Source organism: Parabacteroides caeci, from assembly GCF_023656795.1.
Classification (GTDB): domain Bacteria; phylum Bacteroidota; class Bacteroidia; order Bacteroidales; family Tannerellaceae; genus Parabacteroides; species Parabacteroides segnis.
The window spans coordinates 17381-43484 of sequence record NZ_JAMOKT010000060.1; the positions used below are offsets into that span (position 1 = coordinate 17381).

General features: G+C 43.1%; 14 protein-coding genes and 1 riboswitch. Of the genes, 4 read left to right on the forward strand and 10 right to left on the reverse strand.

The genetic code is table 11. The features are described 5' to 3' along the window. Positions 1-356: 356 nt before the first annotated feature. Positions 357-3389, forward strand: a complete 3033-nt coding sequence (locus NBH15_RS23010) for a DUF6383 domain-containing protein (RefSeq protein ID WP_250823639.1) — start codon at positions 357-359, stop codon at positions 3387-3389. A 288-nt stretch (positions 3390-3677) separates the two neighbouring features. On the opposite strand, the gene NBH15_RS23015 is transcribed toward NBH15_RS23010, so the two are convergent. Then, a complete protein-coding gene (locus NBH15_RS23015; RefSeq protein ID WP_250823640.1) occupies positions 3678-4958 on the reverse strand; it encodes an O-acetylhomoserine aminocarboxypropyltransferase/cysteine synthase family protein in 1281 nt (426 codons plus the stop codon). Positions 4959-5077: 119 nt separating this feature from the next. After that, a riboswitch (cobalamin riboswitch) is annotated at positions 5078-5280 on the forward strand. Positions 5281-5411: 131 nt separating this feature from the next. Between NBH15_RS23015 and NBH15_RS23020 the strand changes: the two genes are divergently transcribed. Next, entirely contained in the window at positions 5412-7772 is a 2361-nt protein-coding gene (locus NBH15_RS23020) for a TonB-dependent receptor (RefSeq protein WP_250823641.1), read from the forward strand. 24 nt (positions 7773-7796) lie between these two features. After that, positions 7797-9335, forward strand: a complete 1539-nt coding sequence (locus NBH15_RS23025) for an Ig-like domain-containing protein (RefSeq protein WP_250823642.1) — start codon at positions 7797-7799, stop codon at positions 9333-9335. 465 nt (positions 9336-9800) lie between these two features. On the opposite strand, the gene NBH15_RS23030 is transcribed toward NBH15_RS23025, so the two are convergent. From NBH15_RS23030 to NBH15_RS23060, 7 genes are all read right to left on the reverse strand, one after another. Then, positions 9801-11132: an MATE family efflux transporter gene (locus tag NBH15_RS23030; protein WP_250823643.1), complete on the reverse strand. Its 1332-nt coding sequence runs from the start codon at positions 11130-11132 to the stop codon at positions 9801-9803. An 87-nt stretch (positions 11133-11219) separates the two neighbouring features. Continuing rightward, positions 11220-13013, reverse strand: a complete 1794-nt coding sequence (locus tag NBH15_RS23035; protein WP_244050767.1) for a TonB-dependent receptor — start codon at positions 13011-13013, stop codon at positions 11220-11222. Between the two features lie 9 nt (positions 13014-13022). Further along, positions 13023-16022 carry a tetratricopeptide repeat protein gene (locus NBH15_RS23040; protein ID WP_244050768.1) on the reverse strand — a complete coding sequence of 1000 codons (3000 nt, stop codon included), beginning with the start codon at positions 16020-16022 and terminating at the stop codon, positions 13023-13025. A gap of 488 nt (positions 16023-16510) precedes the next feature. Next, the gene (locus tag NBH15_RS23045; RefSeq protein ID WP_244050769.1) at positions 16511-18232 is read right to left on the reverse strand and encodes a SusD/RagB family nutrient-binding outer membrane lipoprotein; all 1722 of its coding nucleotides are present in this window, start codon (positions 18230-18232) and stop codon (positions 16511-16513) included. Between the two features lie 37 nt (positions 18233-18269). Beyond that, positions 18270-21716: a SusC/RagA family TonB-linked outer membrane protein gene (locus NBH15_RS23050; protein ID WP_128135473.1), complete on the reverse strand. Its 3447-nt coding sequence runs from the start codon at positions 21714-21716 to the stop codon at positions 18270-18272. Between the two features lie 614 nt (positions 21717-22330). Then, the gene (locus NBH15_RS23055; RefSeq protein WP_128134811.1) at positions 22331-22855 is read right to left on the reverse strand and encodes an NUDIX domain-containing protein; all 525 of its coding nucleotides are present in this window, start codon (positions 22853-22855) and stop codon (positions 22331-22333) included. Positions 22856-22938: 83 nt separating this feature from the next. Continuing rightward, a complete protein-coding gene (locus NBH15_RS23060) occupies positions 22939-23904 on the reverse strand; it encodes an ROK family protein (protein WP_007654811.1) in 966 nt (321 codons plus the stop codon). Between the two features lie 248 nt (positions 23905-24152). Here NBH15_RS23060 and NBH15_RS23065 point away from each other — a divergent pair, with 248 nt between their 5' ends. Then, the gene (locus NBH15_RS23065; protein WP_250823644.1) at positions 24153-24626 is read left to right on the forward strand and encodes a GyrI-like domain-containing protein; all 474 of its coding nucleotides are present in this window, start codon (positions 24153-24155) and stop codon (positions 24624-24626) included. Positions 24627-24654: 28 nt separating this feature from the next. Here the strand turns inward: NBH15_RS23065 and NBH15_RS23070 are convergent, their stop codons facing one another. Both NBH15_RS23070 and NBH15_RS23075 read right to left on the reverse strand, forming a co-directional pair. Then, complete coding sequence (locus NBH15_RS23070) at positions 24655-25032, reverse strand: VOC family protein (RefSeq protein ID WP_007654808.1); 378 nt, start codon at positions 25030-25032, stop codon at positions 24655-24657. An 18-nt stretch (positions 25033-25050) separates the two neighbouring features. Beyond that, the gene (locus NBH15_RS23075; protein ID WP_250823645.1) at positions 25051-25773 is read right to left on the reverse strand and encodes an MBL fold metallo-hydrolase; all 723 of its coding nucleotides are present in this window, start codon (positions 25771-25773) and stop codon (positions 25051-25053) included. Between the last annotated feature and the right edge of the window lie 331 nt (positions 25774-26104).

Consider the following 26104-nt stretch of genomic DNA (forward strand, 5'->3'; position numbering starts at 1 on the left):
CTTCGCCATTATTTATTCCGGTTAGTTTATATATAATATAATGTACGTGTACATTTATATTGCTTGCTTATAGCTTTCCTTATCTGGGTTCCCTTTTCATGTTCCTGGTTATAATCCGGAAATGGGAAAGGAAAATAAGGTTTGTCATTTTTATCCCCGATTTTGTACAAACTATCGTATTCAATTGATAAGAAAGGATATGACTTGATAAAAAAATCAATGAAAATAATTGTGGATAAAAAACTATTGTTTACTTTTGCTGAAGTATTTGACGATCGTATGAAAAGCCGGTAGATAAGACCGGTATTATTAGATAGAACTTTAAATTACTTAGTATTAATATTAAATTTTTGATTATGAACAAAAAGTTTTCTACTTTTTTGGCAGGTGTTGCGTTGCTAAGCGCTATGTCTGTTTCTGCTGCTCCTGGTGATCCAGTTCAGTCATTGAAGTTGGGCAAAAATGCTGGCTTGTATCAACTGACTGTAGCAGGAGATAAGGTACTTTCTATGGATGCAGACGGTAAGTTGACAGTTGTTGCTGCTCCTACTACTTCTACTGGTTTGGCTAATACTCTTTGGTGTGTTGAAGTTGCGACACAGGTTCAGGGTCAGGCTCCTAAATTCGATTTCGTAAATAAAGGAACAGAACGTCGTTTGGATATTACGATGGCTGGTTTGGAAGGTTTGGCTAATCACACTCCTTTTGCAGGTGCTCCAATTGAAGTCGGTGGAGAAATTTCTGGTTGGGCATTTTCTAAGACTTATGCTAAAGATTTAGAAGCAAACAAACCTCTTTATTCTTATTTTAAAACTGACTCTGTTATTGGATTGGTTTTGAATGGAACTGATGTTACTGTAGCTAAATGTGGTGCTAACGAAGATGGTACAGCTGTTGCAAACTTTGAAAAGTTTACTTTGAAGAGTTCTGATGTAGTTACTTTGAATGCAAATGAATTGAATACTATCTTAGGTGTTCAAGCTGCAGATAAGGGTGTTAAGCTAACTTTCAAACCGGATACATTGGGTACTACTTTAGAAAACCCATTCAGCTCACAGAAATTTGTTGCTGAAGAATCTGGTGATGCTACTTATTTGAATGTTAAGAGAGGCGATAACTATTTGAGAGTTGATACTACTTTCACAAATGAAAAGGGTGCTCGCTTCCTTGCATATAAATGGACTACTGCTGCTGTTAAAACTGCTTCTACTATTGCTGAACAGTATAAATTTAAATTTACTTACAGCCCATCAAATGACAGTTTGACAATTCAAGTTAAGGAAGCTACATTTGATAATGGTCGCGTTCTTGAAGCATTTGTTTCACTGCAAGATTTGATTAAAGACGAAGCTCGTATCTTAACTGTTGATACACTGGCTCAGAATACAATGATCTCTTTAGGCTTTAAAGGTTGTAATGAAGTATCAAACAGAACATCAATTGCTTCTGACCTGTATGTTATCAAAAATGCTGCAAATAAATATTTAGCAGTTCCTTTGTATGGTGATAGCACTGCTCAATGGGTAACTCTTGACAAGAATATGGATCCTTGGCATATGCCTGCATTCCAGTGGGTTGTAGAAAAAACTCGTACAAATGCAGAAATGGCTGAAACTTCTCCTATCAAGATTACTAACCGTGAATTTGAAAATGTAGTAGTTGATGCTTCTTTACAGTTATATACTGATGGTCCATCTACAGTAGTTGGATCTGAAATTTCAGCTTCTAATTTCACAAAAGACCCTGCAAATGTAAAAGCTAATCCTTATGTAGGTTACAGATTCCTGGATAAAGATTCTTTGACTGTTACTACTTACAAATTGAGATATTTACATGAATTTGCAGATGACAAATACATGGGTACTTCAAGTGATGCTGCTGATTCAGTTTTATATGTAGGTGCTAAATCTACTTTTGAACTGGCTGCTATGGATAAAGATGGTGTAGGATATGGTTATACTACAAGTGCTATCGCTTCAATGAAAAAGCTTGTAAGAAAAGCTTACACATTGAAACTGAAATCTACAGGAAAGTATATCATGGCTGATGCTGAAAAGAGATATGCAGTATCTGCAACAGGCAAACCTGCTGTATTCTATCTGAAAGAAAATAATGACAAAGCTACTCATTACTATGCTTTGATCGATACAGCTTCTTACACTGATGTTCGTAAAGTTGGTGTTGATGATAACAATGTTTATCTGAAAGTTCAGAATTTGAAAGAAACTCGTACTTCTGCATTCTCTGTAGAAATTGATGACGCTCCTTTGTATCGTCGTTTCAACAATGTTGCATTAGGTGAAAGCGCTGTTGATGGTCCTGATAGCTTGAGATTCTACGAAAATATTCGTCACGAATATTTGATGGATGAAACTAACAAAGAATTGAAGAATAAAGGTGTTGCTTACTTAGGTATCTGGACTGCTGATAAGGCTGAAGCTGGTTTGTCATTCCGTATTGATGCTGTTAATATAACAAGCGGTCTTGGTTATATCAAACCTCAGTATTTGATTTCTGTATCTCGTCAGGATCAGGAAGCTGTTGAAGGTACTCCTTGTACTGAAAATTCTCATCACGTAGATGCTGATGGTAATCCAACAGATGCTGCACATTGTGTTCATGCTACTCCTGGAAAAGCTGGATTCGAATATGGTAAATATTTGGTAAGCTTTGCAGATTCTGTTGCTACAGTAGGTCAGGATAAACCTTATACTGATGTTAAAGCAGGTTACACTCGTGTTGGTTTTGTAAAAGCTATCAAGACTGGCGACAGCTTGATCATATTGGTTAATGGTTTTGAAAACATGGATCCGAAAGATCTGAATGTAGAAGAAATTGTTAAGGCTTATACTAAAGCAGGTATTAATACGAAATACATCAATAGTCTGAAGGGTGATAACCATAAGAACTATACTTGGTCATTCCGTTATACAAATCCTGATGGCGCTTCTACTGTAACAGAAGAAGGTGTTGGAAATTCATTCTTGATTGAATCTAACAATTATGACGGTAAAATTATCGCTCCTGAAAAAGCAGCATGGATCAAGATGCAGAATGGTTGCATTGTATTGACAGACGAAAAATCTGAATTCAACAATGCTAAGACAGGTGGTGACGGTGCTCTTATTTTCAATGTTGAAAACATCGAAAATGATGAAATGGCTACAGATACTGAAGATATCACAACTTCTGCTGTAACTGTAATCGCTGGTAACGGTGACATCACAATCAAGGGTGCTGCTAATAAGACTGTTACTATCAGCAACGTTCTTGGTCAGACAATTGCTAGCACAGTTCTTTCTTCTGACGAAGCAACTATCTCTGCTCCTGCAGGTATCGTAGTTGTAGCTGTTGAAGGCGAAGCTGCTGTTAAAGCAATCGTAAAATAAGAATTAAAGAATAATTAAATAGAAAATAGCTTCTCTGCCTTTCCCCTATGGGGAAGGGCAAGTAGCCTGTGAAGGCGAACAGATTGGAAGCGTAATTTTAGTAATAAAAATAAAATAAAGTTCATCCATGAGTATCCCTGCGAAGGGAGGAAATGGACAAAAAACAACCCCGGCGGTATTTAATACCATCGGGGTTTTGTTTTTAATGAGCTCCTGGAAACGGAGTTCATTATGTTTAATAGGAAACCGTATTCTATACAATACGATTTCCTGTTGAATAACTATTGATTACTGATTTAAAGCCTGCTCGATATCCGCAATGATATCGTCCGCACTTTCGATGCCGACAGAGAAACGGATCAGGTCCGGAGCGATACCGGCTTCCTTCAATTGTTCGTCGGTCAACTGGCGATGCGTATGGCTTGCCGGATGAAGCACACAAGTACGGGCATCGGCCACATGAGTAACGATAGCTGCCAGTTTCAGGCTGTCCATAAATTTGATAGATACCTCGCGTCCGCCTTTCAAGCCGAATGACAGGACACCGCATGAACCGTTCGGAAGATATTTCTTTGTCAGTTCGTAATATTTATTTCCTTCCAGATCCGGATAGTTTACCCAGGCTACTTTGTCGCAATTCTGAAGCCATTTAGCTACGGCTAGTGCGTTTTTACAATGTTGCGGCATGCGTAGATGCAATGTTTCCAGTCCCAGGTTCAGCAGGAAAGCATTTTGCGGAGACTGGATAGAACCCAGGTCACGCATCAACTGGCTGGTAGCCTTAGTGATATATGCCAGTTTCCCGAATGTCTTTGTGTAAGTCAGGCCGTGATAAGAATCATCCGGCTGGCAGAGACCCGGGTATTTGTCTGCATGCGCTTCCCAATCGAAGTTACCGCTGTCGACGATACAACCTCCGACGGCAGTCGCATGTCCGTCCATATATTTGGTCGTAGAATGCGTAATGATATCGGCACCCCATTCGAATGGGCGACAGTTGATCGGTGTGGCAAATGTATTGTCGATGATCAATGGAACGCCATGTTTGTGAGCGATACGGGCAAACTTTTCAATATCCAGTACCATCACTCCCGGGTTGGAGATCGTTTCACCGAACAATAACTTTGTATTCGGGCGGAACGCCTTACTGATCTCCTCTTCACTGGCATCCTGGTTGATGAATGTACATTCGATGCCCAGCTTTTTCAGGGTAACGGACAACAGATTGTATGTACCGCCATAAATACCGGTTGCGCTTACGATATGGTCGCCGGCTTCGCAGATATTGAAACAGGCAAAGAAGTTGGCAGCCTGTCCCGATGAAGTCAGCATTGCTGCCACACCACCTTCCAAAGCGGCGATCTTGGATGCAACGGCATCGTTGGTCGGGTTTTGCAGACGGGTATAGAAATAACCACTCTCTTCCAGATCGAACAGTTTCGCCATCTGTTCGCTGGTCTCATACTTGAAGGTAGTACTCTGATAGATAGGCAGAACGCGCGGTTCTCCTTTTTTAGGTTGCCAGCCACCCTGCACACACAAAGTTGCCGGCTTGAATGAATTGCTCATATTATTAAATGTTTGCTATGTAATTATATTCTGCTGACAAAAGTAAAGAATAGTTCGTTCCATTAATACAAATCTACGATCATTTATAAAAAATAGGGTACTGTTTAAAAATAATCTTTACCTTTGTCCCCGGTTTTGGTGTCACAAATCCAGTTCTACGGAAAAGTGATGAAAAGGGAATCAGGTGAAAATCCTGAACAGACCCGCTGCTGTAAGCTCCGCCAAAGTCGTTGAACACAACTCAATCCACTGTTCGCAATGAATGGGAAGGACGTTCAATGACGGAGTAAGTCAGAAGACCTGCCAGAATCAGTAGTTTTAAGCTTTCGAGGAATAAGGCTGAAAAACATGTAAGTAAGGACTTGGTTGTATCCTGTAGAGAGTTCTGGCTGTTCATGTGTTCCGTTCAGTTTTATCGAAAGCCTGTCGTTAATATATAATGTTTTTGATGGAATGAGAGGTTTCATACATGTATTTTTGTTGTTTATTTGTTTGTTCCCTGTAAGTCTGGCGGCGCAAGACAGGGTCACGCTGTCCGGAGAGGTGAGGGGAGAAGATGGTGCTCCGCTTCCTACGGTTACTGTTGCCATCGAAAATACGACGGCAGGGACATACACCGACGACCGGGGGCGCTATTCACTAAGCATGAAACCAGGAAAACATACCCTTATAATTACCCTACTGGGCTATAATACAATAAAAACAACTCTCGATATCCGCAGGAACAAGACGCTCGATTTCGTTATGGCTGAAAATTCCGTTACCCTGAACACAGTCGAGGTGTATGGCAAATCGAAAACACAGAAGATCAAGGAAGGTGCTTTCTCTGTAAATGCCCTTGATGTAAAATCGCAGATCAACTCGTTGAAGAATCTGACTGATATAGTGAACCGGACGACTGGAATAAAGGTCCGGGAAGAAGGAGGAGTCGGTTCCGATTTTGATCTTTCCATCAACGGGTTATCGGGTAATTCTGTCCGTTATTTCATCGATGGCGTGCCTTTGGACAGTAAGGGTAGTAATGTGACGCTTGCCAATCTGCCTGTCAACCTGATTGACCGGGTGGAGATCTATAAAGGGGTAGTGCCTGCTTCGTTGGGAACGGATGCATTGGGCGGTGCCGTCAACATTATTACCAAGGCGGAGAAGGAGAACTTTCTGGATGCATCTTACAGTATTGGTTCCTTTCATACACACAGTGCCGACCTGAATGCACTGTTTGTGGAACAACGCACAGGCTTGATTGTGCGTCCTACCGTTGGCATCAACTATTCGAAAAATGACTACCGGATGAAGGATGTTCAGATGCGTGACGAGACTGGCGACCAATTCATCTATGGCAATCCCAAACGTTTCCATGACGGTTATTTTTCGCTTTTAGCACAGATAGAAGCAGGAATGGTAGGCAAATTTTGGGCGGACGAATTCTTTGTGTCGGCATCTTATTCCAAAACAGACAAGGAACTGCAAACCGGCTCCGTACAGACCAAAGTGTATGGCATGGCGGAGCGTAATTCGGATGCGTGGAATGTGTCGGCACGGTACAACAAATGCAACTTTCTCACAGAAAACATGACATTGAAGGCGACCTTGTCACACACATGGGATCATTCCATCACCATTGATACCGCCTACCGTAAATATTATTGGGACGGAGGCTACATCGTGAGTCAACGCAACGAAATCCGTGGCGGCGAACGCTCCATACGTCACTATAAGCGTCCGCTGACTATTGCTCGTGCCAATTTGGATTATCAGCTGAATGAGCATCACGGCTTTAACCTGAACTATAATCTGAGCCGGACGGGCAACGACCGCTACGACGATTTAGACCAGAGTTTCGAGCCGTCTAACGATGCGGTAACCAAACATATCGTCGGACTGACTTACAGTCAATCGCTTTTCGACGGCAAGATGCAGAATGTATTCTTTGCCAAAGACTACGTGAACCATCCCAATATCCGGCAGACCGATCAATCCACCGTAACCGGCTCGGACAAGGTACAAGGTTCGACTACGAAAAACTATTTAGGATACGGAGCCGGACTGCGTTATACGTTCTTCAACCCGTTGGCGGTAAAGATTTCATACGAGCATAGTGTACGTTTGCCTATTGCCCGGGAACTGTTAGGCAACGGAACGACTGTCTATGCCAATGTGGCGTTAGAGCCGGAGAAGAGTAACAATGTTAATTTAGCCTTGTTCGGGACATGGCGTCCGGCCGCCCGTCATACCGTCTATTACGAGGCAAACGGTTTTCTGCGTTATGTGGACAACTATATACAAACTTCCGTTATCGAAAAAGAAGGTATGTTGCAGTATGTCAACGATCCCGCTGTTCATATCAAAGGAGTGGAAGGTGAAGTCAGCTACGACTGGGACGGACGGTTGCAACTCATGGCTAATGTCAGTTACCAGGATGCCCGCGACCAGCAGAAGTATAAGGAAGACGGCAAGCCTTCTGCCACCTACAACAACCTTGTGCCTAACCGTCCCTGGCTGTTCGGCAGTGCGGAGGCAAGTTATACGTTCCGTAACCTTTGGCAACAAGGCGGCAAGTTGCGGTTAGGTTGTACGTTCCAGTGGGTACATTGGTATTTTCTGACCTGGGAAGCCTATGGCAACCGTGATACAAAGGCGCGTATTCCCTCGCAACACATTTGCAATGCCAATGCTACTTACTCATGGAAGCATGATCGCTACAATATCGCATTGGAGTGTACCAACTTCCTCGATGAAACGGCTTACGACAATTATAAGCTGCAAAAGCCCGGACGTGCTTTCTTTGCGAAATTCAGAGTCTTTATTAATTAACATTCATATTAAAAACAAAAGAAAATGAAGAAGTTCAAATTTGCCTTGTTAGCCTTCATGACAGCCCTGATCTCATTTGCATTCACGGCTTGTTCTGATGACGATGAAGTAAAAGACGTGCCTGTTACCGCAGTCACAGTTTCCCCGACTACATTAGCCTTGAAGACGGGAACTACAGGAACACTGACGGCTACCGTCGCCCCGGAAAATGCAACCGTAACAACTGTTTCATGGACCAGTTCGGACGATAAGATCGCTACAGTAGATAAAGGTGTAGTCACTGCTGTTGCCGAAGGTACGGCGACGATCACCGTAAAAACGGATGATGGTGCTTTTACTGCCACTTGCGCTGTCACGGTGTCCAGCGATGCTCCTGCTTTCGACGAAAGCAAGTATCACTTCGACTTGTTCCTGACGGTAGGGAAGCATGGCGGCATGAGTAGCAAGAATACAACTATTGTAAACAGCATCAATAAGTTGACAGCTGATATGGGAACCATCACCGTTAAAAGGGAAGGAGCAGAGCTTGGCGAGTACTCTATGGAATCTATCTCGAAGGGTAAATATTACTACCAGATATCTTCAAACGAGAATAGTTTTGTAAAGTATCAAATTAAGGATAACAAAGTTGTGGTGGTAGCAGAACGCCCGTTCAAGACAAATACGTATAAGGTACGTTCTTATACCCATGCTTGGATTGACGATAACACGCTTGTCATCATGTCTGCTAACGGTGACGCAAGTAAAATTAACTGGAGCAAGTTGAACGCTGATAACATGTCGATTCTTGAAGAAGGTACATTGAATATCCCATTGCCGAAATCTGAGGTAGAAGGGGAAGAGACAAAGAAGTTTACTACATCGGGTATTCTCACCTATAATGAAAAGTCCCAAAAGCTTTTCTATTTCTATTATGGAAAGAACGGTCTTTCCGGCAAGAGTGGTAAGACGACAACAGCTTTCTATACTGCTGTTCTCGATCCTTCTACACTGGCAGTAGAAAGCAACAAGCGTAACTCACTTGCTCAGGAAATGGCAGGAAGCGCCTATGGGGAACTGATGCAGAATTGTGTAATGTATGACGAGAATGGAAACCTCTACCTGGCTGCACTCACCGACACGGGAGAGATGGAGCAAGGACACTTGTTGCGTATCAAGAGTGGTGAGACAGATTTCGACTCCACTTATGAGGGATACCCGAATGCAGACGGCAAACTGCTTACCATTCAATATCTGGGTAATGGTAAGGCGCTTGCATATGCACGCAACGATGCTGCCGGTACACAGATCGACAGCTATAGCCACTATTATTCCATCATCGACCTTGCTACAGGCGAAAAGACGCGCTTGAGCTACAATGGTAAGGAGTTGGCTTACAGCGGTGGCCGTTTTTCTCAGCGTTCTGTTCTCTTCAACGAGAAAGCCTATTTTGGCGTGAATACCGAAGCTGATGCCAATGCCATCATCTACATCTACGACACCAAGACTGGTACTGTAGAAAAAGGAACGGAAGTGGCTGGCGAATTCTACTTTGATATGATCCGTGTAGTAGAAAACGATTGATCTCTTTCAGGTTTCAGCCGGTGTGATCCACCATATTTCAAAACATTTGGCTGAAGGGATGCATTGCTGATTTGTATTCCGACCGGTAGGCAGCCATGCCCCGGCCAGTAGTTACCCGTTGGACAACGGGTAGTTATTCGTTTTACAAGGTATAGGTGTTTTGATTTGTAAATAAGGGACCTTTGATTACAAAACATATATGTTTTGAAGTCAAAGGTCCTATGTTTTGCTGGAGGTTGTCCTGGTCCGGATTTTCGTATACATCTTTTATCATTTCATCCCTTCAGGGCGGCAGTTTGATTACTAATCTGTTGAAGCGTCTGAAGGCTGAAATCTATAGATTGAAGTTGTATATGTTGCTTCGATCCGGTATATTACAGATTCAAATGTAGGACAGTAGTGTCATAACAGATAGCACACCGTGTTAGCCGTAGTAGCACTATAGTGTTGGTATAATAGAACTTCTCACTTCAATATCTTCTTTTGTAAGGCCCTGAACCAGATAAAGGAAACGATTCCTTTCAGCATGCTGGAGATACTGATTGCCCACCATACACCGACAATTCCCAATCCCATGGCTGATAATACAATAGCCATCGGTATACGCAACGAGTTGAAGGTAATGCTGATGATTGCAGGAGGAACCGTCCGTCCTGTTCCGTAGAACAAGCCCTGCATAGTGATCTCCAGCATCATGAACAACATCGAGTATCCGTCTATCCGCAGGAAAATACCTCCGGCCTCGAAGGCTTCCTTCTGGGGTACGATCAGTGAGAAGACTTCGCTGCCGTAAAAGACGAATAATAAGGTACACAGAATACCGAATACAGTCGTCATCTTCAATGTCGTGTGATAGGCTTCCAGCACCCTGTTCTTTTCGGAGGCCGCGTAGTTCTGGGCAACGAAAGCACTCAGTGCCGTGCTGAATCCCTGGGAGGTGTTCCAGGCTATCGCTTCAATCTGTCCTCCGGCGGTGAGTGTCATCAGGCCGATATGTCCACCGTAAGTGGAGGCTGTGCGTGCCATGAAAATGTTGATGATGGCAAACAGCGTATTCAGCATGGCTACCGGCAGGCCCAGTTGTAGAATCCTTTGTGAATAGTTTTTCTTTAGTTTGACGAAGAAGGAGAATCCTCCCAGTAACTTGCTTCTCCATTTTAACTGATATACGAAAATGGCACATACCGTGGCTTGCGATAACCAGGTTGCCCAGGCGGCTCCGGCTGTTCCCATATCGAATACAAAAATGAATACCGGGTCGAGTATCATATTAATGATAAGTCCCGTTCCGCTGATGTAAAACGGTATTTTACTTAGCCCTGCCGCATTATGGATGCCGGTGAAGGCTGCCGAGAGGAATATAAAAGGAAAGGCGGTCGATACGATCCGTAAATACTCGACAGCGTTTTCCGCGATAGGAGCTTCCAGTTTATAGACACCGATGATCGGATGGGCAAAGACAAAAAGAAGCAATCCCCAGCAAACAGAGATGATCAGGGCAATGGTGAGGTTGTGGGATGAATAATTCCGTGCATCTTCTTCATTCCGTGCACCTATACTTTGCCCCACACTTACTTCCGAACCGACTTTATTCAACAGAGAGATCGAATTGGTCATCCAGGTAAGGATGCCGACAGCTCCGATAGCCGCAACGGCTTCACTGCCCAGGCGTCCAACCCAGGCCATATCGGTGATGCTGTAAGCCATTTGAATAAAAGAAGTACCCATGATCGGCAATGCCAGATTAAATAGTTGCCGTTTGATAGGGCCTTGTGTCAGGTTTTTTGTTCCTTGCATGTTCTGTCTTATTTGGGTGCAAAAGTAGGAATAAAAAAGGAGAACCCGATATTGGATTCTCCTTCTGATCTATGTTTCTTTATCTGATTAGAAATTGATGTTCACTCCGATCATCGCACTGAACTTCTGCAACGGATAACCGTAGTAAAGTTCGTATTTCTGGAACAGTACGTTGTTCAGTTTCAAATACAGTCCGAAGGTATCGTTGAAGTTGTATGCTCCGGTGAGGTTCAGTTCGTTGATGTTGTCCATTTTCAGGTCTTGTCCTAAAGAGACGCAGGTTTCACGTCCTGTTGCCAGGTAGTAATCCAATGAAGCTGACAGGTTTTTGAGGGGGCGAACGGTTACACCGGCAGTTATTTCCATTTCAGGCATACCGAAAGCCTTTATTTTTTTGTCCGCTTCGTTTTCCCAGTTATCATTCAGTTTTGCATCCCAGTTATTATAAACTCCTTTCAATGAAATTTCAAATAATTGCTGGTAGCTGTACTTCAGATTAGCCCCGATAAAGAGTTGATTGGTATTAACATTATTCAGGGGAGCACTGAAATTACCGAAAGCATCGTTTTCATTATTGAATACGGGAACAAAGAAGTAATTATTGTTGGTGATCTTATATCCTCCGAAAACATCAAACCAGAAACCTGGTGCTACTCCGCTTTTTATACCTAAAATACCATCCAGCCAGTTACGGGAAGGAGTTATTCTTGATATGGGAGACGAATAACGGTTTGTCCGGAACAGGTCATACATGCTGTTTGATTGCAATTTCCCATTGGCATTCAGGTATAACACTGTTTTGTCTGCCACTTCAACGTCTGCAGAAATATTGGGTGAAACCATTGCCTTTTTGTATTCTCCGCTGAAGAACATGGCATTTACTCCCAGCTTAATGTGCCAGTTGTCGCCTTCCACTTTATAATAAGGGCTTAAGGTGGCGGTAGCGAAATTATCGAAATAAGTACCATATCCGACTTTTTCACCTTCTGTTATCTCCAGTTCTTTAGGAAGACTGTAATTGAAGTACTGGAAGTTTCCGTCCAATCCGACCCGCTGATTGCCACCGAATGAGGCATTCAAACCGAAATCAAGAGTGAAGGTTCCTTCTGTGGTGCCATCATACGGTTTTCCCATTCCATATTTATAGGAGAAATTGGTATAATCTAAATTCAGCAGATAACCAACCGGAGCATCTGCTTTCGATTCAACACCTACATTCGCTTTAATTGTTTGGGCAACCTGATTGGTCTCGACATCGCTAACGGGATCAGGCAGCGCACTTGAAGCAGGATCAATATAGATCGGAAATCCATAATAATTGAATCCTGAATAACCATACTTAAGGCCCATCTTCAAAAATAATTTATCGAAGTTGTGCTTAAAGTTCAAACCTCCCATATTGTCATTCAGTTTCGCTTTCACCTTTTCGTCAAACTGCAAGTATTTCACCTTGCCGTTGGTGGAACGGTGCGAGAACCAGATATTCAATTGATCCTTGTCCGTGCTGAGGATATGGTATCCCAGGTCGCCGTTCAGGTTCAGATAGGTACCGCCGCCGAAGTTGAAATAACCGCGGCGCTTGTTGTACTGAATATCTGTCATGATATTGCCTGAAGGAAGCAGGCTGATCTCTTTTGCCGGGTCGGCTGCAACCGTGAAATTGGCATAGTCGATCGGCATTTTCTTTACTTCCGGTTCCTTGATGACCGGAAGGGTGTTCACTTTGCTTGCATCCTGTACCGTCGGGTCGTACTCGCGTTCGAGCGTCATCTCCCGGTCCAGATTCTGTTTCTTCGAAGTATCTTCCTGTGCACTCATTGTGGCGGTAGTCCCAAGCAAGGCTACGACACACAGCGCTTTTACATTATATATAGTCTTCATTGTATTCTATTATTGCTTTAGTTTACCTAATCTGTCCTCAATCATAGCGGCGATTTCGTCATCACCCTTATAGTTGTTCTTCAGGTTGTTTAGATAAGCACGTGCCTGAAGGTCGTCGCCCTGGCGGATATAAATATCAGCCCAAAGGATGAAACCGCGAGCCAACCAGTACTGGTGAGGCGTGCCGTTCTTGGCGAAGTCTTCCAGGATCTTTTCCGCATTCTTATCGTCGTTGGTATCGTAGAAGTACTGGGCCAGCAGGTATTTTGCTTCGGCACCGTGTACCGTACGGGTGTCTTTGCTGAGCACTTTCAGGTCTTCGACGGCTTTAGCCGGCTGTTTGTGGTCGATGTAGGCTTTAGCACGGATATAACGGGCTTCGGCTTCCACTTCGGGTGACAGTTTCGGATCTTTCAGCAATTCGTTGGCTGCCAGTTGAGCTTCCTCCTGTTGTCCGGTCTGTAAAGCACAACGCATGATGCCTAAACGGGCAGCTTGCTTGTTCTCCGGATTTTCGGCTATGATCTGTAAGCGCTTGAAGCTTTCCAATGCAGCAGGGAAATCTTGAGTGAGGTATTGCATTTCTGCCGTGCGGGCTACCGATTCTTCAAGGAATTTGGTATCTCCGCTCTCGATAACCGATTTGAAACGCTGAAGTGCTTCGTCGTATTCTTTCTTGCTAAAGGCGATGCTTCCCAGATAATAGTTCGCATTCGAACTGAAAGCGCCTTCGGGGAAGGTCTGCAAATAGTTGATCAGGCTGCGGCGTGCTTCTTCGTTGTTGCCACGGTTGAAGAGTTTCTCAGCGGCAATATAGGTAAGCGAATCCTGTTCGCTGACTTCCAGACGGACATTTCCACCCAGTGAGTTGACGTAGTTGGCGTACGAATTGATGTCGTTCAGATCAATGTAAACCGACTTTAAGTCTTGTAAAGCCACTCTGGCTTCTTCGCTACCCGGATAATTGCTGATCACTTGCTTATAGGCTGTAGCCGCTTTTTCCGGTTGGTTGTCATTGAAGTAAAGCAATCCTAACTGGATACCGGCTTTACGGGCCAGGCTGCTTTGCGGGAATTGCTGTATCAATGTCTCGAAAGCCTGTGCAGCTTGTGAGCTGTTTTCAAGCAATACATAAGAACGTCCTTTTTCGAACAAAGCATCGTCCACATATTGTGATTCCGGATAATCGCGGAGCAGACGGTCCATCGCGCTGATCTTACCCCGGTAATCTTTCTGCAAGCCCAGCAGGAAGCCTTTCTGGTAAACGGAATAGTCGCCGGCAGACGGTTGCAATTGGGCGGCACGTGTATAGTTTTCTTCAGCCTGTGCGAACTGGCGATTCTGGTACAGGCAGTCGCCGATACGGTTGTAAGCATCTGCCAGTGCCGGTGCATCCTGGTTGTTTTCCAGGTTGATATACTGGCGGAAACGGTTTTGTGCCTCTCCGTATTCTTTTAGTTTGAAATAACAATATCCCAGGTTATAATGGGCCAGTGCGTACATATCTGTATTCCGCTGGCGGGTGTTGTTCAGATAAGTACGGTAGTCTGAAATAGCCTGGCGGTAATCTCCTTTGCGGTAATAGGATTCGCCGCGCCAGAAATAAGCGTCATTGCGCGATTCCATATTATAAGAACCCAGGTTGATGGCTTTCGAGAACAGGTCGACTGCTTCATCCAGTTTCATGTTGGTGAAAGCCTGTGTTCCCAGCTGGAACAGAATGTCCTGTTTGGCTTCCAGTATCTTGGTGCTCGGGTGGTTGATCTTATTGATAGAGTTGAGGGCTGCCTGGTAGTTCTTGGTTGTCAGGTAGACTTCCACCAGGTAGTCGTTTACTTTGTCGGCATATTGAGAGTTCGGGAAATCATTCAGGAAATCTTCGAAGATCGTAACCGATTCGCCGAATCCGGTAAAGGCCGTTTCATGGATCAGCAATGCATAATTGAACATGGCTACTTCCTGAATCTGTTTGTCGAATGAAGAGGTTGCCGCAGCCTCGAAAGCCATACGGGCATTGTTCTTGTCTTTCAGCTTCAGGTAAGATTGTCCGAGATAAAGGTAGGCATTCTGCGAGAGTGCGTCGTTTTCACGTACTGTCTGCGACAAGGCGTTTACAGCACTGCTGTAATTCCCTTTATTGAAGTAGCAAACACCCAGAATGTACAAATCTCCTCTTAACGGACTGTCGGTCGACGATACATATTTGCTCAACATGTTGATCGCCTTGTCCTGGTTGCCCAAATGGTAATAGGAATTACCTAGGATACGGTACACTTCGCTGTTATTCTTGCTGTTCGGATAGGAGGAGAGAAGTTCTTCCCCTTCGCTCACTACCTTTTCATATTTATTCTGTATGAAATAGATCTGTGTAATATAGTACAAGGATTGCTCGCGGTAATCCGGCATCTCTTTCAGGCGACTGAACTCTACCAGCGCGTTATTGTATTTGCCGGTTGCATAATCGATATAGGCCACATAATAGGTGGACGCTTCACGGTACTTGGTACCGATTTGCTGTATCCGCGAAAAATATCCGCGTGCCTTATCCATCTCACCGGTCTGCAATAATGAATAGGCCAGCCGGAAGCTGTAAGCCTCCTGTTGCTCCGGACTGAGCATGTCTATATCCGATTCGTTGAACCAGAAAATAGCTTTCTGGTATTCCCCGCGTTCGAAATGAATGGAACCGATCAGGAAATTCACTTCATCGCTATGGCGTGAAGCCGGATAATCTTCCAGATAATCTTTCAATAGTTCGTCGGCATTGGGACGTCCCTGTTCATAAGCTGCATATACGATCATATAGTCAGCTTCCTGGATCAGGTCGGCATCTTTCGAATGCTGTTTGTAGGCTTCCAACTTATCGATACAACCCGGATAGTTCTTTAAACTAAACAATTCTTTACCTTCTATGAACAAACGGTCCGGTGCCTCAAACTGGTACGACCGTTGCCCGCTAGCCACATGACTTCCTACCACCAGGCACAGTGGAATAAGTATTCTTTTCATCGCTCCTTCGCTTTAATATACAGATAATAAACAGTCTCTGTTAGTTCTAAGTTGCAAACTTACATAAAAAACACCGATTTATATGCTTGCTTGCTAAAAAAGGAGAATATCCCTACACTCCTTATAACAGCACCTGAAAAAAACGTGTTAAAATTGCGTTAACATAAACCGCCCTTGAAGGTCCGTTTTGTTAAAGTTTTTCCTCCATTTTAACACCAATCCTAGGGAGTGGAGGTTAAGTGGAGCTTCACTGGAGCTAATACGGAGGTAAAACGGCAATTTTTGTGTTAAAATCGATAAGGATATTTGTGTATATTTAACCGGTTTTCCGTGAACACATTTTTGGTTGGAGGGGGCGTTTTGCACTTAGTGAGTGGGAAGGATCATAAAAATAAAACCGCCGCGAATCACTTCGGGGCGGTTTCGGTTTCCACTTTTACCATCAATTATGTTTTATATAATTATGTGGAGTATTTTTTGTTCTTGTTTTATCGTACCATCTTGTAATAAGTTTTCTTAGCCCAAAAGAGATTTGTGTAATAACCACTTGGCTCTTCGTAGTTCTTAGCGATAGCTGCTTGGCAGTTTTCGCTATTATAAGTCAACTCATCGTTTGGATAAGGCAAACGGTTGGGAGGTGTTGGGAAACCTGTTACCTGGTTATCAGTAGCAAATTCAACAACTGGATAACCGGTACGACGTACCACGTTCCAAGCACTTAGCTTGTCCAAGAAACCGAAGTTCAGCCATAATTGTGTACAGATAGCTTCCTGTGTCGGTTTCCAAATGCTTTCAACATAGGCTGTGATAGCTTCGTCTGTTGGTCTGACTAATGGACGGAATCCTCTGTAACTATCGTTGCCATTTTTATGAAGCGTGCTTGTTTCTTTCATATCCCAATAATATTCGATAGACTGTTTCACGCCTTCTACGAAATTGGCTTTCGCTTTGTTGGCATCAGCAGCTACGCCATATCCCATCAAGTAAGCTTCCGCTTTGCTAAGGCTTACTTCGGCAGCGCTTAACCATAAGCCGAATATGTTTTCATTACCTTGATATTCTGCCCAACCGGCAGCAGCGATTGTATCGATTACACAGAAATAGTTGGCTTGTGACATGCCCCTTGCTACGTACTCTTTCTGTTTTTCGTCTGTTAAGCTTGTAATTTCTGCTTCAGTCATCATAACATCATAAGCGATGTATTGACCGTCGGGATTACAATCGTACATAACTTCCAGACGTGGGTCGGTATTTTCATCAGGAGTACCGTTTGCCGGCAGGTTCATAGCATCTAGGATAGTCTGTGAACAAGCAGACATACCACTTGAACGAAGAGCCTGCGAGAGACTTTTACCGAAGTTGAATTCATCTCTCTGGGTATTGGCTGTCACACCCATGTTTTCCGTATTGTTGTCGATCAATGGGTACTGGCTTGGATTGTTCAGGATTTCAGCAATGGCAGCATGGGCTTCTGCTGTGCAATCACCGGCAGTAGACAAATGAAGGGCAATACGCAAGCGGAGTGAGTTGACATATTTTTGCCATATTGTAGCATCACCTGCTGCGATAGTGTAGTCTTGACGACTTAATGAATTAAGACCGATTGTATTTACATTGCCACTGGCAAAATAGTCACCCACTTCTTTCAGGTCGACAAGGATCTGTTTATAAAGTGCTGCATCGTCCTCATAAACACATTGTTCTTTGGCAGCATTGTATTCACCATCTTTCCAAAGTGTACCGGCACCATTGTAAGGAACATCACCGAACAGAGACAACATTTCATGTAATTGTGATTCTACCAATGTTCTACCCAAATAATAAAATATAATGTTTGAGGGCTTTTCCGTTTCGGAAAGGTTCTCGTAAGTCTGTTCCAACAGACGTTGTTGAGTTAACATATCATAAAAATTCTTCCAACGGTCATCGTAACGACCTTCACCGGATCCCATAAAACGAGCGCGTGAATTGGTTGTACCGATAACTCCGGAAAAGAGACCGGATGTAGTAGACTGTATCCAGTGACGGTAGTAAATCGGGTTCATCCATGTATTTCCTTTGTACATTACGCCGGTGAATACTTGAGGAACACCTACTGTTGTTGTTTGAGAAGGATCTGCATACTTATCATCATACGCTGAATCGGCGCATGAAGAAGCAAGCGATACCAGTGCGATTCCTCCTGCTAACAATGAAAATATCTTTTTCATAAATTCTTCTTTTTAATCTGATTTAATAAGTTGTAAATTAGAAGTTGGCACGAACGGAAAAACCGAATGTACGGGCACTGGCTGTAGAACCGCCTAATTGTGCTTGATAGATCCAGTTGGTACCGTCTGTCGCTTCAGAGTCGAACAATTTTAATGTACGATATACATAGAACGGGTTGCGTACGAAAGCTGAAACCATCAGGTTATTGCAAGCAAACTTTTTAGTCAAGTCTGTCGGCAATGTATATCCTAAGCTGATTTCACGACATTTGATGTAGCTGTTCTTCTGGATGGCATCCTGATAACTCATGCTTGCACCTGTTCCCCAGCCATACATATTGATGTTCGCTTCCATTTGGGTAACAACGATGTCATTCGGAGTGCCGTCTTCTTTTACACCTGGCAGAATCAAACCATTGTCCCAAACATAGTGACCGTTTATCATTGTTTCGCCTCGTTGATAGTTGCCTACTTCGCTTGGGCTGACAACGTGGATGGCACCTTTATCGTCCATTGTTTCAGCATCGCTATAATAGTATAAGCCTCCGGTAGAATGATCGCGAACGCCAACGGCATCGGTGATATTACCTACACACATCATGTACTGCCAAGGAGCATTCAATACATCGCCACCAAAACGGAAGTCGAAAGCCATATCCAATGTGAAGTTTTTGTAGCTTAAACTTGTTCCAAAACCTCCGGTTACTTTCGGCATGGCGTTACCTACTTTGTGACGTTCGGATGTGTCGGTGATGTACAGACCGTTGCTGCCAACGATATAGTTACCATTTTCGTCCGTCTTCCAAGTATAGGTGTACCAGTCACCCATAGATTCGCCTACGTGCGATTCAAGCGAGGCTGCACCACCGTCTACACCACCACTTATATGATTAAGAACATCCAGACCGTCAGCCAGTTTATTGACTGTATTTTTGTTCCAAGCCACGTTGGCACGCAAATCCCACTTCCAATCTTTGTTTTCGATAGGAGTACCGTATACGCTAAATTCAACACCCTTGTTGCTTAACTCACCGACGTTCATCAACATGCTTTGTGCACCCATAGAAGCGGCACTGGTTGTTTGAAGAATCTGGTCTTTGATAGTATTGCTATAGAAGTTGAACTCCATGCCTAAACGGTTATTGAAGAATTTGTTTTCCAAACCGATCTCAAATTCATATTTGGTTTCCGGTTTGATACTTTCATTACCGATGCTTGTATCTATATAGTTGTAGTTATATGTCGATCCTCTCAGTAATGATCCTTGTTTGAATGCCAAAACAGCACGATAAAGTTCAGGAGCATTACCCACAATACCGTAAGAGGCACGAACCTTTCCATAGTTCCACCAAGTCGGCATTTGATCTTTTAATAACTCTGTATAGAGCACACTGGCACTTGCAGAAGGATACCAGAATGAGTTGTTGCCTTTCTTCAAAGTAGAAGTCTTTTCCTGACGGATAGAACCCTCTAAGAATCCCCATCCGTTGTAGCCATAGCTGGCAGTCAGGAAGGCACCTGTCTTAAGCAGGTCTTGTTTATCCATACTTGCATTCTTTGTACCGACAGAGGCATTCAGGTGGAACCAGTTTTCTTGTGTCAGACCTTGGCTGGTGCTAACATCCGATTTGTAATAAGATTCCTGACGAGCTGTCCAACCCAAGTTGGCTGTTATGTTATGAAGTTCATTGAATGTTTTGTCGAACATTAACATCACATCGCTGTACACAATCTGGTAGCGGCTGTTGTTCAATCCATAAGAGTCGCTATACTGACCGTTGGTAGAGAAAATATGTGCGTTTTCTGCACGGTTTTTGTTTTCAATCTTATCAACTGTCAAGTCGGCAGCTGCACGTCCGCTCAAAGTCAATCCGGGGATGATTTCCCAAGTCGGGTTAACAGAACCGATGAAGCGTTGGTGTTCTTCCAGCTGTTCTTTTCCCATGATGTTCCAGAAATATTCACTCATTAATGAGGTAGAACCCATTGGGGTGTAAAGGAATTGTTCATCCGGAGTTAATGTATCGCTTGTTCCACTATTATAAGCAGAGATGCTGTTTTGGTAACCGAGACTTGTCACCGTATGATCGCGTATGTAAGCCACATCGGTAAAACCTCCGAACATACCACCGAAATTGTTAGTCAAACGACTGATACGGTACGGACGGTTTTTGATGTACTGGTTCTGATATGTAGCCGTATAGTTCAACTTGATGGTATTGGTCACATTGAATGTACCGTTCAGGTTGAAGTTGTGCTTATGGTTGTTGGAGTTGAGTTGCATCGCCTTCACATCGTTGTAGGTGTATGAGAAACGTACATTGTTTTTCTCAGTACTGTTGGTCAACGACAGGTTGTAAGTCTGGTTTACACCGGTACGGAAGATATCAGCCCACTGGTTATGGTCGATCGGTTCAAATGCACGCTGTGTACCGTCAAAGTAAGTAACCATCTTGCTTGGATCGTATTTGGCACCCCATGAATAATAAGTTTCACGGTTTGGAGTTGTAATTGCGTTACCGTTGCGGTCTACACGTGACTGACGAAAACCGGTTAGGGCCTCTAAACTGCTGTTACCTAATTGTGAGTTATCATAACCAGGCCCATATTCTTTTTGTATATCAGGCATATAAGCCACTTTGTCGAAACTTACGTTTGCGCTAAAGTCGATCTGTGTACCTGAACCGGCTTTGGCCTTTTTGGTAGTAATCATCACAACACCGTTGGCAGCTTCCGAACCGTAGAGGGCAGAAGCGGCAGCACCTTTCAGGATGGAGATGTTTTCAATATCTTCGGGATTGATATCCACCATACCATTGGAGTTGATACGTTGGTTACCCCAGTAGCCATCGTTGTTTGTATTACCGTTGTGAAGAGGAACACCATCCATGATAATTAACGGCTGAGTGTTACCGGTAATAGAAGAAAGACCACGAACGGAGATAGAAACAGCAGATGTGCCACCACCGGGAGCCGCTTGAATACGTACACCGGTAGCTTTACCATAAAGTCCGGTAGCAATGTTAGAACCACCGGTTCTGGTTAATTCTTCAGAAGAAACGTTACTTACAGCATAACCTAATTTCTTGGCATCTTTCTTGATACCCAAAGCCGTAACCACCACTTCGTCCAATTTTTGAGTGTCTTCAGCAAGTTTGACGTTCAACGAAGCTTGTCCCGTGTAAGTGATTTCTTGAGTGGCATAGCCGATAAAAGAAATCTGGATAACGTCTCCGTTTTTTACTCCTTCCAAGTTGAACTTACCATCCATATCGGTAATACTACCGTTAGTGGATCCTTTGATCACAACTGATGCTCCGGCCACAGGTCCGAAATCATCTTCTACAACACCGCTTACTTTACCACTTTGTTGGGTAATAGCGGTTTCTTGCTTTTCTGGCGCTGAATTGGCATATACACTTGTAGGAAGTGTTATTGCTCCTGCGACAAGAATTAAGCTGACAGGTTTGAAGTGTTTCAACATAATTAATGAGTTTATTTATAATAATACAAGTGTTAGTGGAGTTGCTTTAGATTTGACGTTTATTGATGTTTTTGATCTTAGTTCTAAAAGAACTATGTTGGAACAAGAATAAAAAGACTATAATTATCAATAGTATCACCATGGTTAAGTAGAGTTAAAAAACTTTTTTATAAGATTGTTTTTTCAAGTGTTCTATTTGTTGCTTTTCGTCCTATTAATAAATATTGCTTAAATAATCTAGGGGGATATTACACTAAACAAACTAGTTTATGATTCTATTAAAATATACAATATGAGTGTAATCAAAGGGTGAAGTTTACGGTAAAGTATAGAGTGGTGTTTATATATACCTTGTTATTGTAAATGTTAAAAATAAAGCATAATCCTTCTTTTGTTGACGTAAAATAACAGTATGTAATAAATTATTAATACATTTGTGCCGAATATTTAGTATGGAGTTCTTTTAGAACTATGATGTTTTTTATGATTATATATCCTCTTTTTTTGAAAAAAATCTAATAAACAGGATGTGGTATAAAAATTGTAACACAGAAAATAAGAAGGACGGAATATTCCGTCCTCTAATTGTCAATTGATAGATGAATTGATGGAAGTTAACAGTTGTTTTCTTTGTAAAGTCTAATAGCCTTCTTTATAGACATCAATCCGAACTCTTCCGCTTTCAACTCTTCCTTTTCCAGGATAACGATTTCGGCAGCATCATCTTCTGCGTGGACACCTATGAAATCCTTTACATGGCATTCAAAGAACATATCTACCGTGTGTACTTCGAAACCGCAATACATATACAAATTAGGAATGGAAAAAAGATAACGACATTCGGTAATATCCAGTCCCGTTTCTTCTTTTACTTCGCGGTGTGCCGCATCTTCCGCTGATTCGAACATATCGACGAATCCGCCCGGCAGGTCGAGCGTCCCTTTGGCAGGTTCTTTAGCCCGGCGCACCAGTAGAATCTCTCCGGCGGCATTTCGGATGAAACAGGCTACTGCCGAAGAAGGATTGAAATAGTATACGAAACCGCACGTTGTACACTGTTTCGCTTTTTCATTACGTTCGATGAAGGTGTTGGCTCCACATTTGGGGCAATAGATAAATTGATGCAAAGGATGGTTCATGTCTCTGATAATTAAGTGATATATAAAAAAGAAGGGCGACCTCAGGCCGCCCTTGATCCGGGGCAGAACCCCAGTGAATACGATTACTCTTTCACTTCCCAACCCAAAGCGCTGGCTCCCAATACGGCAGCATCGCTTTCTTTCAATTGAGAGAAAAGAAGTTTTGTTTTACCTTCGTAAACCTTCAGCATGTTCTTGTCCATAGAACGTTTGATCGGATTCATGATCAGATCGCCTGCCTTGGTAAGACCACCGAACAGAATAATGGCTTCCGGACTGGAGAATGCAACAGCATCAGCAAAAGCTTCACCCAGGATATTTCCTGTAAATTCGAAGATTTCAAGTGCCAGTTTATCATTCTTCATGGCTGCATCGAATACATCTTTTGAAGTGATTTCATCCGGATCCAGATCGCGCAACAGACTTTCGTCTTTGCGGATTTCGAGGTATTCACGGGCTGTACGTGCCACACCGGTAGCAGATGCATATGTTTCAAGACATCCCTGACGACCGCAACCGCAAGGACGGCCATTGTTACGACGCATAATCACGTGTCCCAACTCACCGGCAAAACCGTCATGTCCGTAAACCAGATTACCTCCGATAACGATACCACTACCTACACCTGTTCCCAGAGTGATAACGATAAAGTCTTTCATACCACGTGCTGCACCGTAAGTCATTTCGCCGATTGCTGCAGCGTTAGCGTCGTTAGTCAAAGCAACGGGAATACCGCCGATTTGTTCGCTGATCAACTGTGCCAAAGGTATTTTACCTTTCCATGGAAGGTTCGGGGCAAATTCGATACAACCGTTGAAGAAGTTACCGTTAGGAGCTCCTACGCCGACACCTTTGATTTTGTCCGGACCTCCGGCCTGGTCGATTACTGATAAAAGACCTTGTCCCAGTTCCGCAACATATTCTTCTATATCAGTATATTTGCCAGTTTTGATTGATCCACTGTACAAGATTGTTCCTCTTGCATCTACTACGCCGAAAACAGTATTGGTACCACCTATATCAATACCTACTACATAAGGCTTCTCCATGATTTTATATTTATGATTAATAATGAGTCTTTCTGGAAAGCAAATATAAGAGGAATATGCTTAGCTGCAATGATTTTATTAAAAAAAATGCTGAATAGTATCAGTTTTCAAATGTGACAATAAATGTAACTTTACTTAATTGCCGGATCAAAATACGTCATTTTCAACTTTTTTCTCTCTTTGGATAACCGGTACCGGAGCGTTTTTTTTATATTTGGTAGATTCTTAACCCATTAATGAATAACACTATGCCACAGGTTTCAGACATACGGCTTATGGTCCGGGCGGAACAACCTGTTTTATCGACCCGTACGAAAGTCAGTTACAAGGATTTAGAGTGGACGCTTGCCCGAAAACGTCAGGATGCACTGGCACTTCTCCGGAAAACAGGGGAATATATGACGGATGTGCCTTTTATTATTTACTACGATTATCTGAATATGGATATATATGACCTGGATGTGGAAATTTGTTTCCCTGTGTCTTGCCTGATGGAAGGAGATGAAAATGTCCGGTCGCGCGTAATACCGCAATCCAAAGTCGTGCATTGCTTATTTAAAGGCGATTACGAAGAAATTGATTATTTATATGGCGAGATGACTTTCTGGATGATGCAGAAAGGATACGAGCCGGAAGGTACGGCTTATGAATTTTATTACCGGCGGAAAGAGGAACCTTTCGATGACCGGTTAACCAAAATTGTATTGCCGGTGAAGAGCTGATACAATTTTGGTTAAGGTATTACCTTTTTTATTTAGCCGGTAGTATTTCGATCCAGTAATCGTCCGGGTCGTTGATGAAATACAATCCCATGGCGGTATTTTCGTAACATACGCAATCCATCTCCTTATGGAATTTGCGTACTTCATCGTAATCGCCGGCTACACGGAAACAGAGATGGCTTTCGTTATCTCCCAGTTCGTACGGCTCATTACGGTCTTTCAGCCAGGTCAGTTCCAGCAGGAAACCTGTCTGGTCGTCTGTCAGGTAAACGAGAACGAAAGAGCCGTCGGCTGCTTCCTTGCGGTGATGTTCCTTCAGACCCAGTGCTTTGTTGTAGAAAGCAATGCTTCTTTCGAGGTCGAGGACATTGATGTTGAAATGATCAAATCTACTTTTGATTTCCATATTTGTTTTCTTTATAAATTAAAAATCAGTGCTTTCTCCGGGATAGGACAACAAGATATAACGGCATCCCTTCGATTCGGCATAAGGACCGAATGCTACTACTTCGGCGGGATGTTCCCAAAAGTGCATAGGGACTAAAACGTCAGTCTTTATCCGGTCGACAAACTGTTCCGCTCCCCGCATAAAATCTGTTCCAATACGTGGATCGACCGGAAACATGGCGAGATGCAGATGTCCGGTTGCCTGAGCCAGTATATCCAGTTCCCGCAAATAATCGCCTTCGGCTTTAGCCACTTCCTGAGGTGTCGATTCGTCTTTCCAGTGCCAGTTATTCAGGTCGCCGGCATGAAACAGCAGTTTGCCTTCCGCTTCTATCAGGAAAGAAATGCCTACATCTGTCGAGCCGAATGCCCGGATACGGATATTTTCATCTTCAAAAACATCTCCTTTTTTCATATACAGGGCGTCTTCGGCTTTTGCCCGCCGCCGTTTCAGTATGTCTTTGGAGAAAATATATTTGATATCCGGTTTTTTCTCTTTCCACTTCAGTACCTCCGGATTGAAATGATCCGGATGGAAATGGGTGGACAATATATATAATGTACCCGCGCGTTGAAGCAGTTCATCGTGGACAAATCCCGTATCCGGTGTTTTCCCCGTATCTTTAAAATAATCGATCAGGATAGTATATCCTTCTGTTTCGATCGCAAAGCCACTGTGATAAATATATGTAAGTCTCATACTGTATTCTTTTATTTTCATGTAAATAAAACATGATACGGTGTGATTAAGTTGCTTTTGGCGATACAAATATACAAAAGGATGAATGAAACAGATAATAGTTACCGTACGAATGTAAGTAATATAGGATACTGGTTTTGGTTTTCTGCCGAACAAACTGATTGTCGATAGCTGTCAGTAATGTTGTTGATAGCTATCGGTAATTTTGTTAATAATGCGAATCAGGAGTTGGCGACCTGATTCAAAGATTAAAAATTAACATAAGAAAGTAGAGCAATTGCCAATTTTCCAAAGGAGTGTACCAACAGCCCTTTGGTAGCTCTTACTTTAG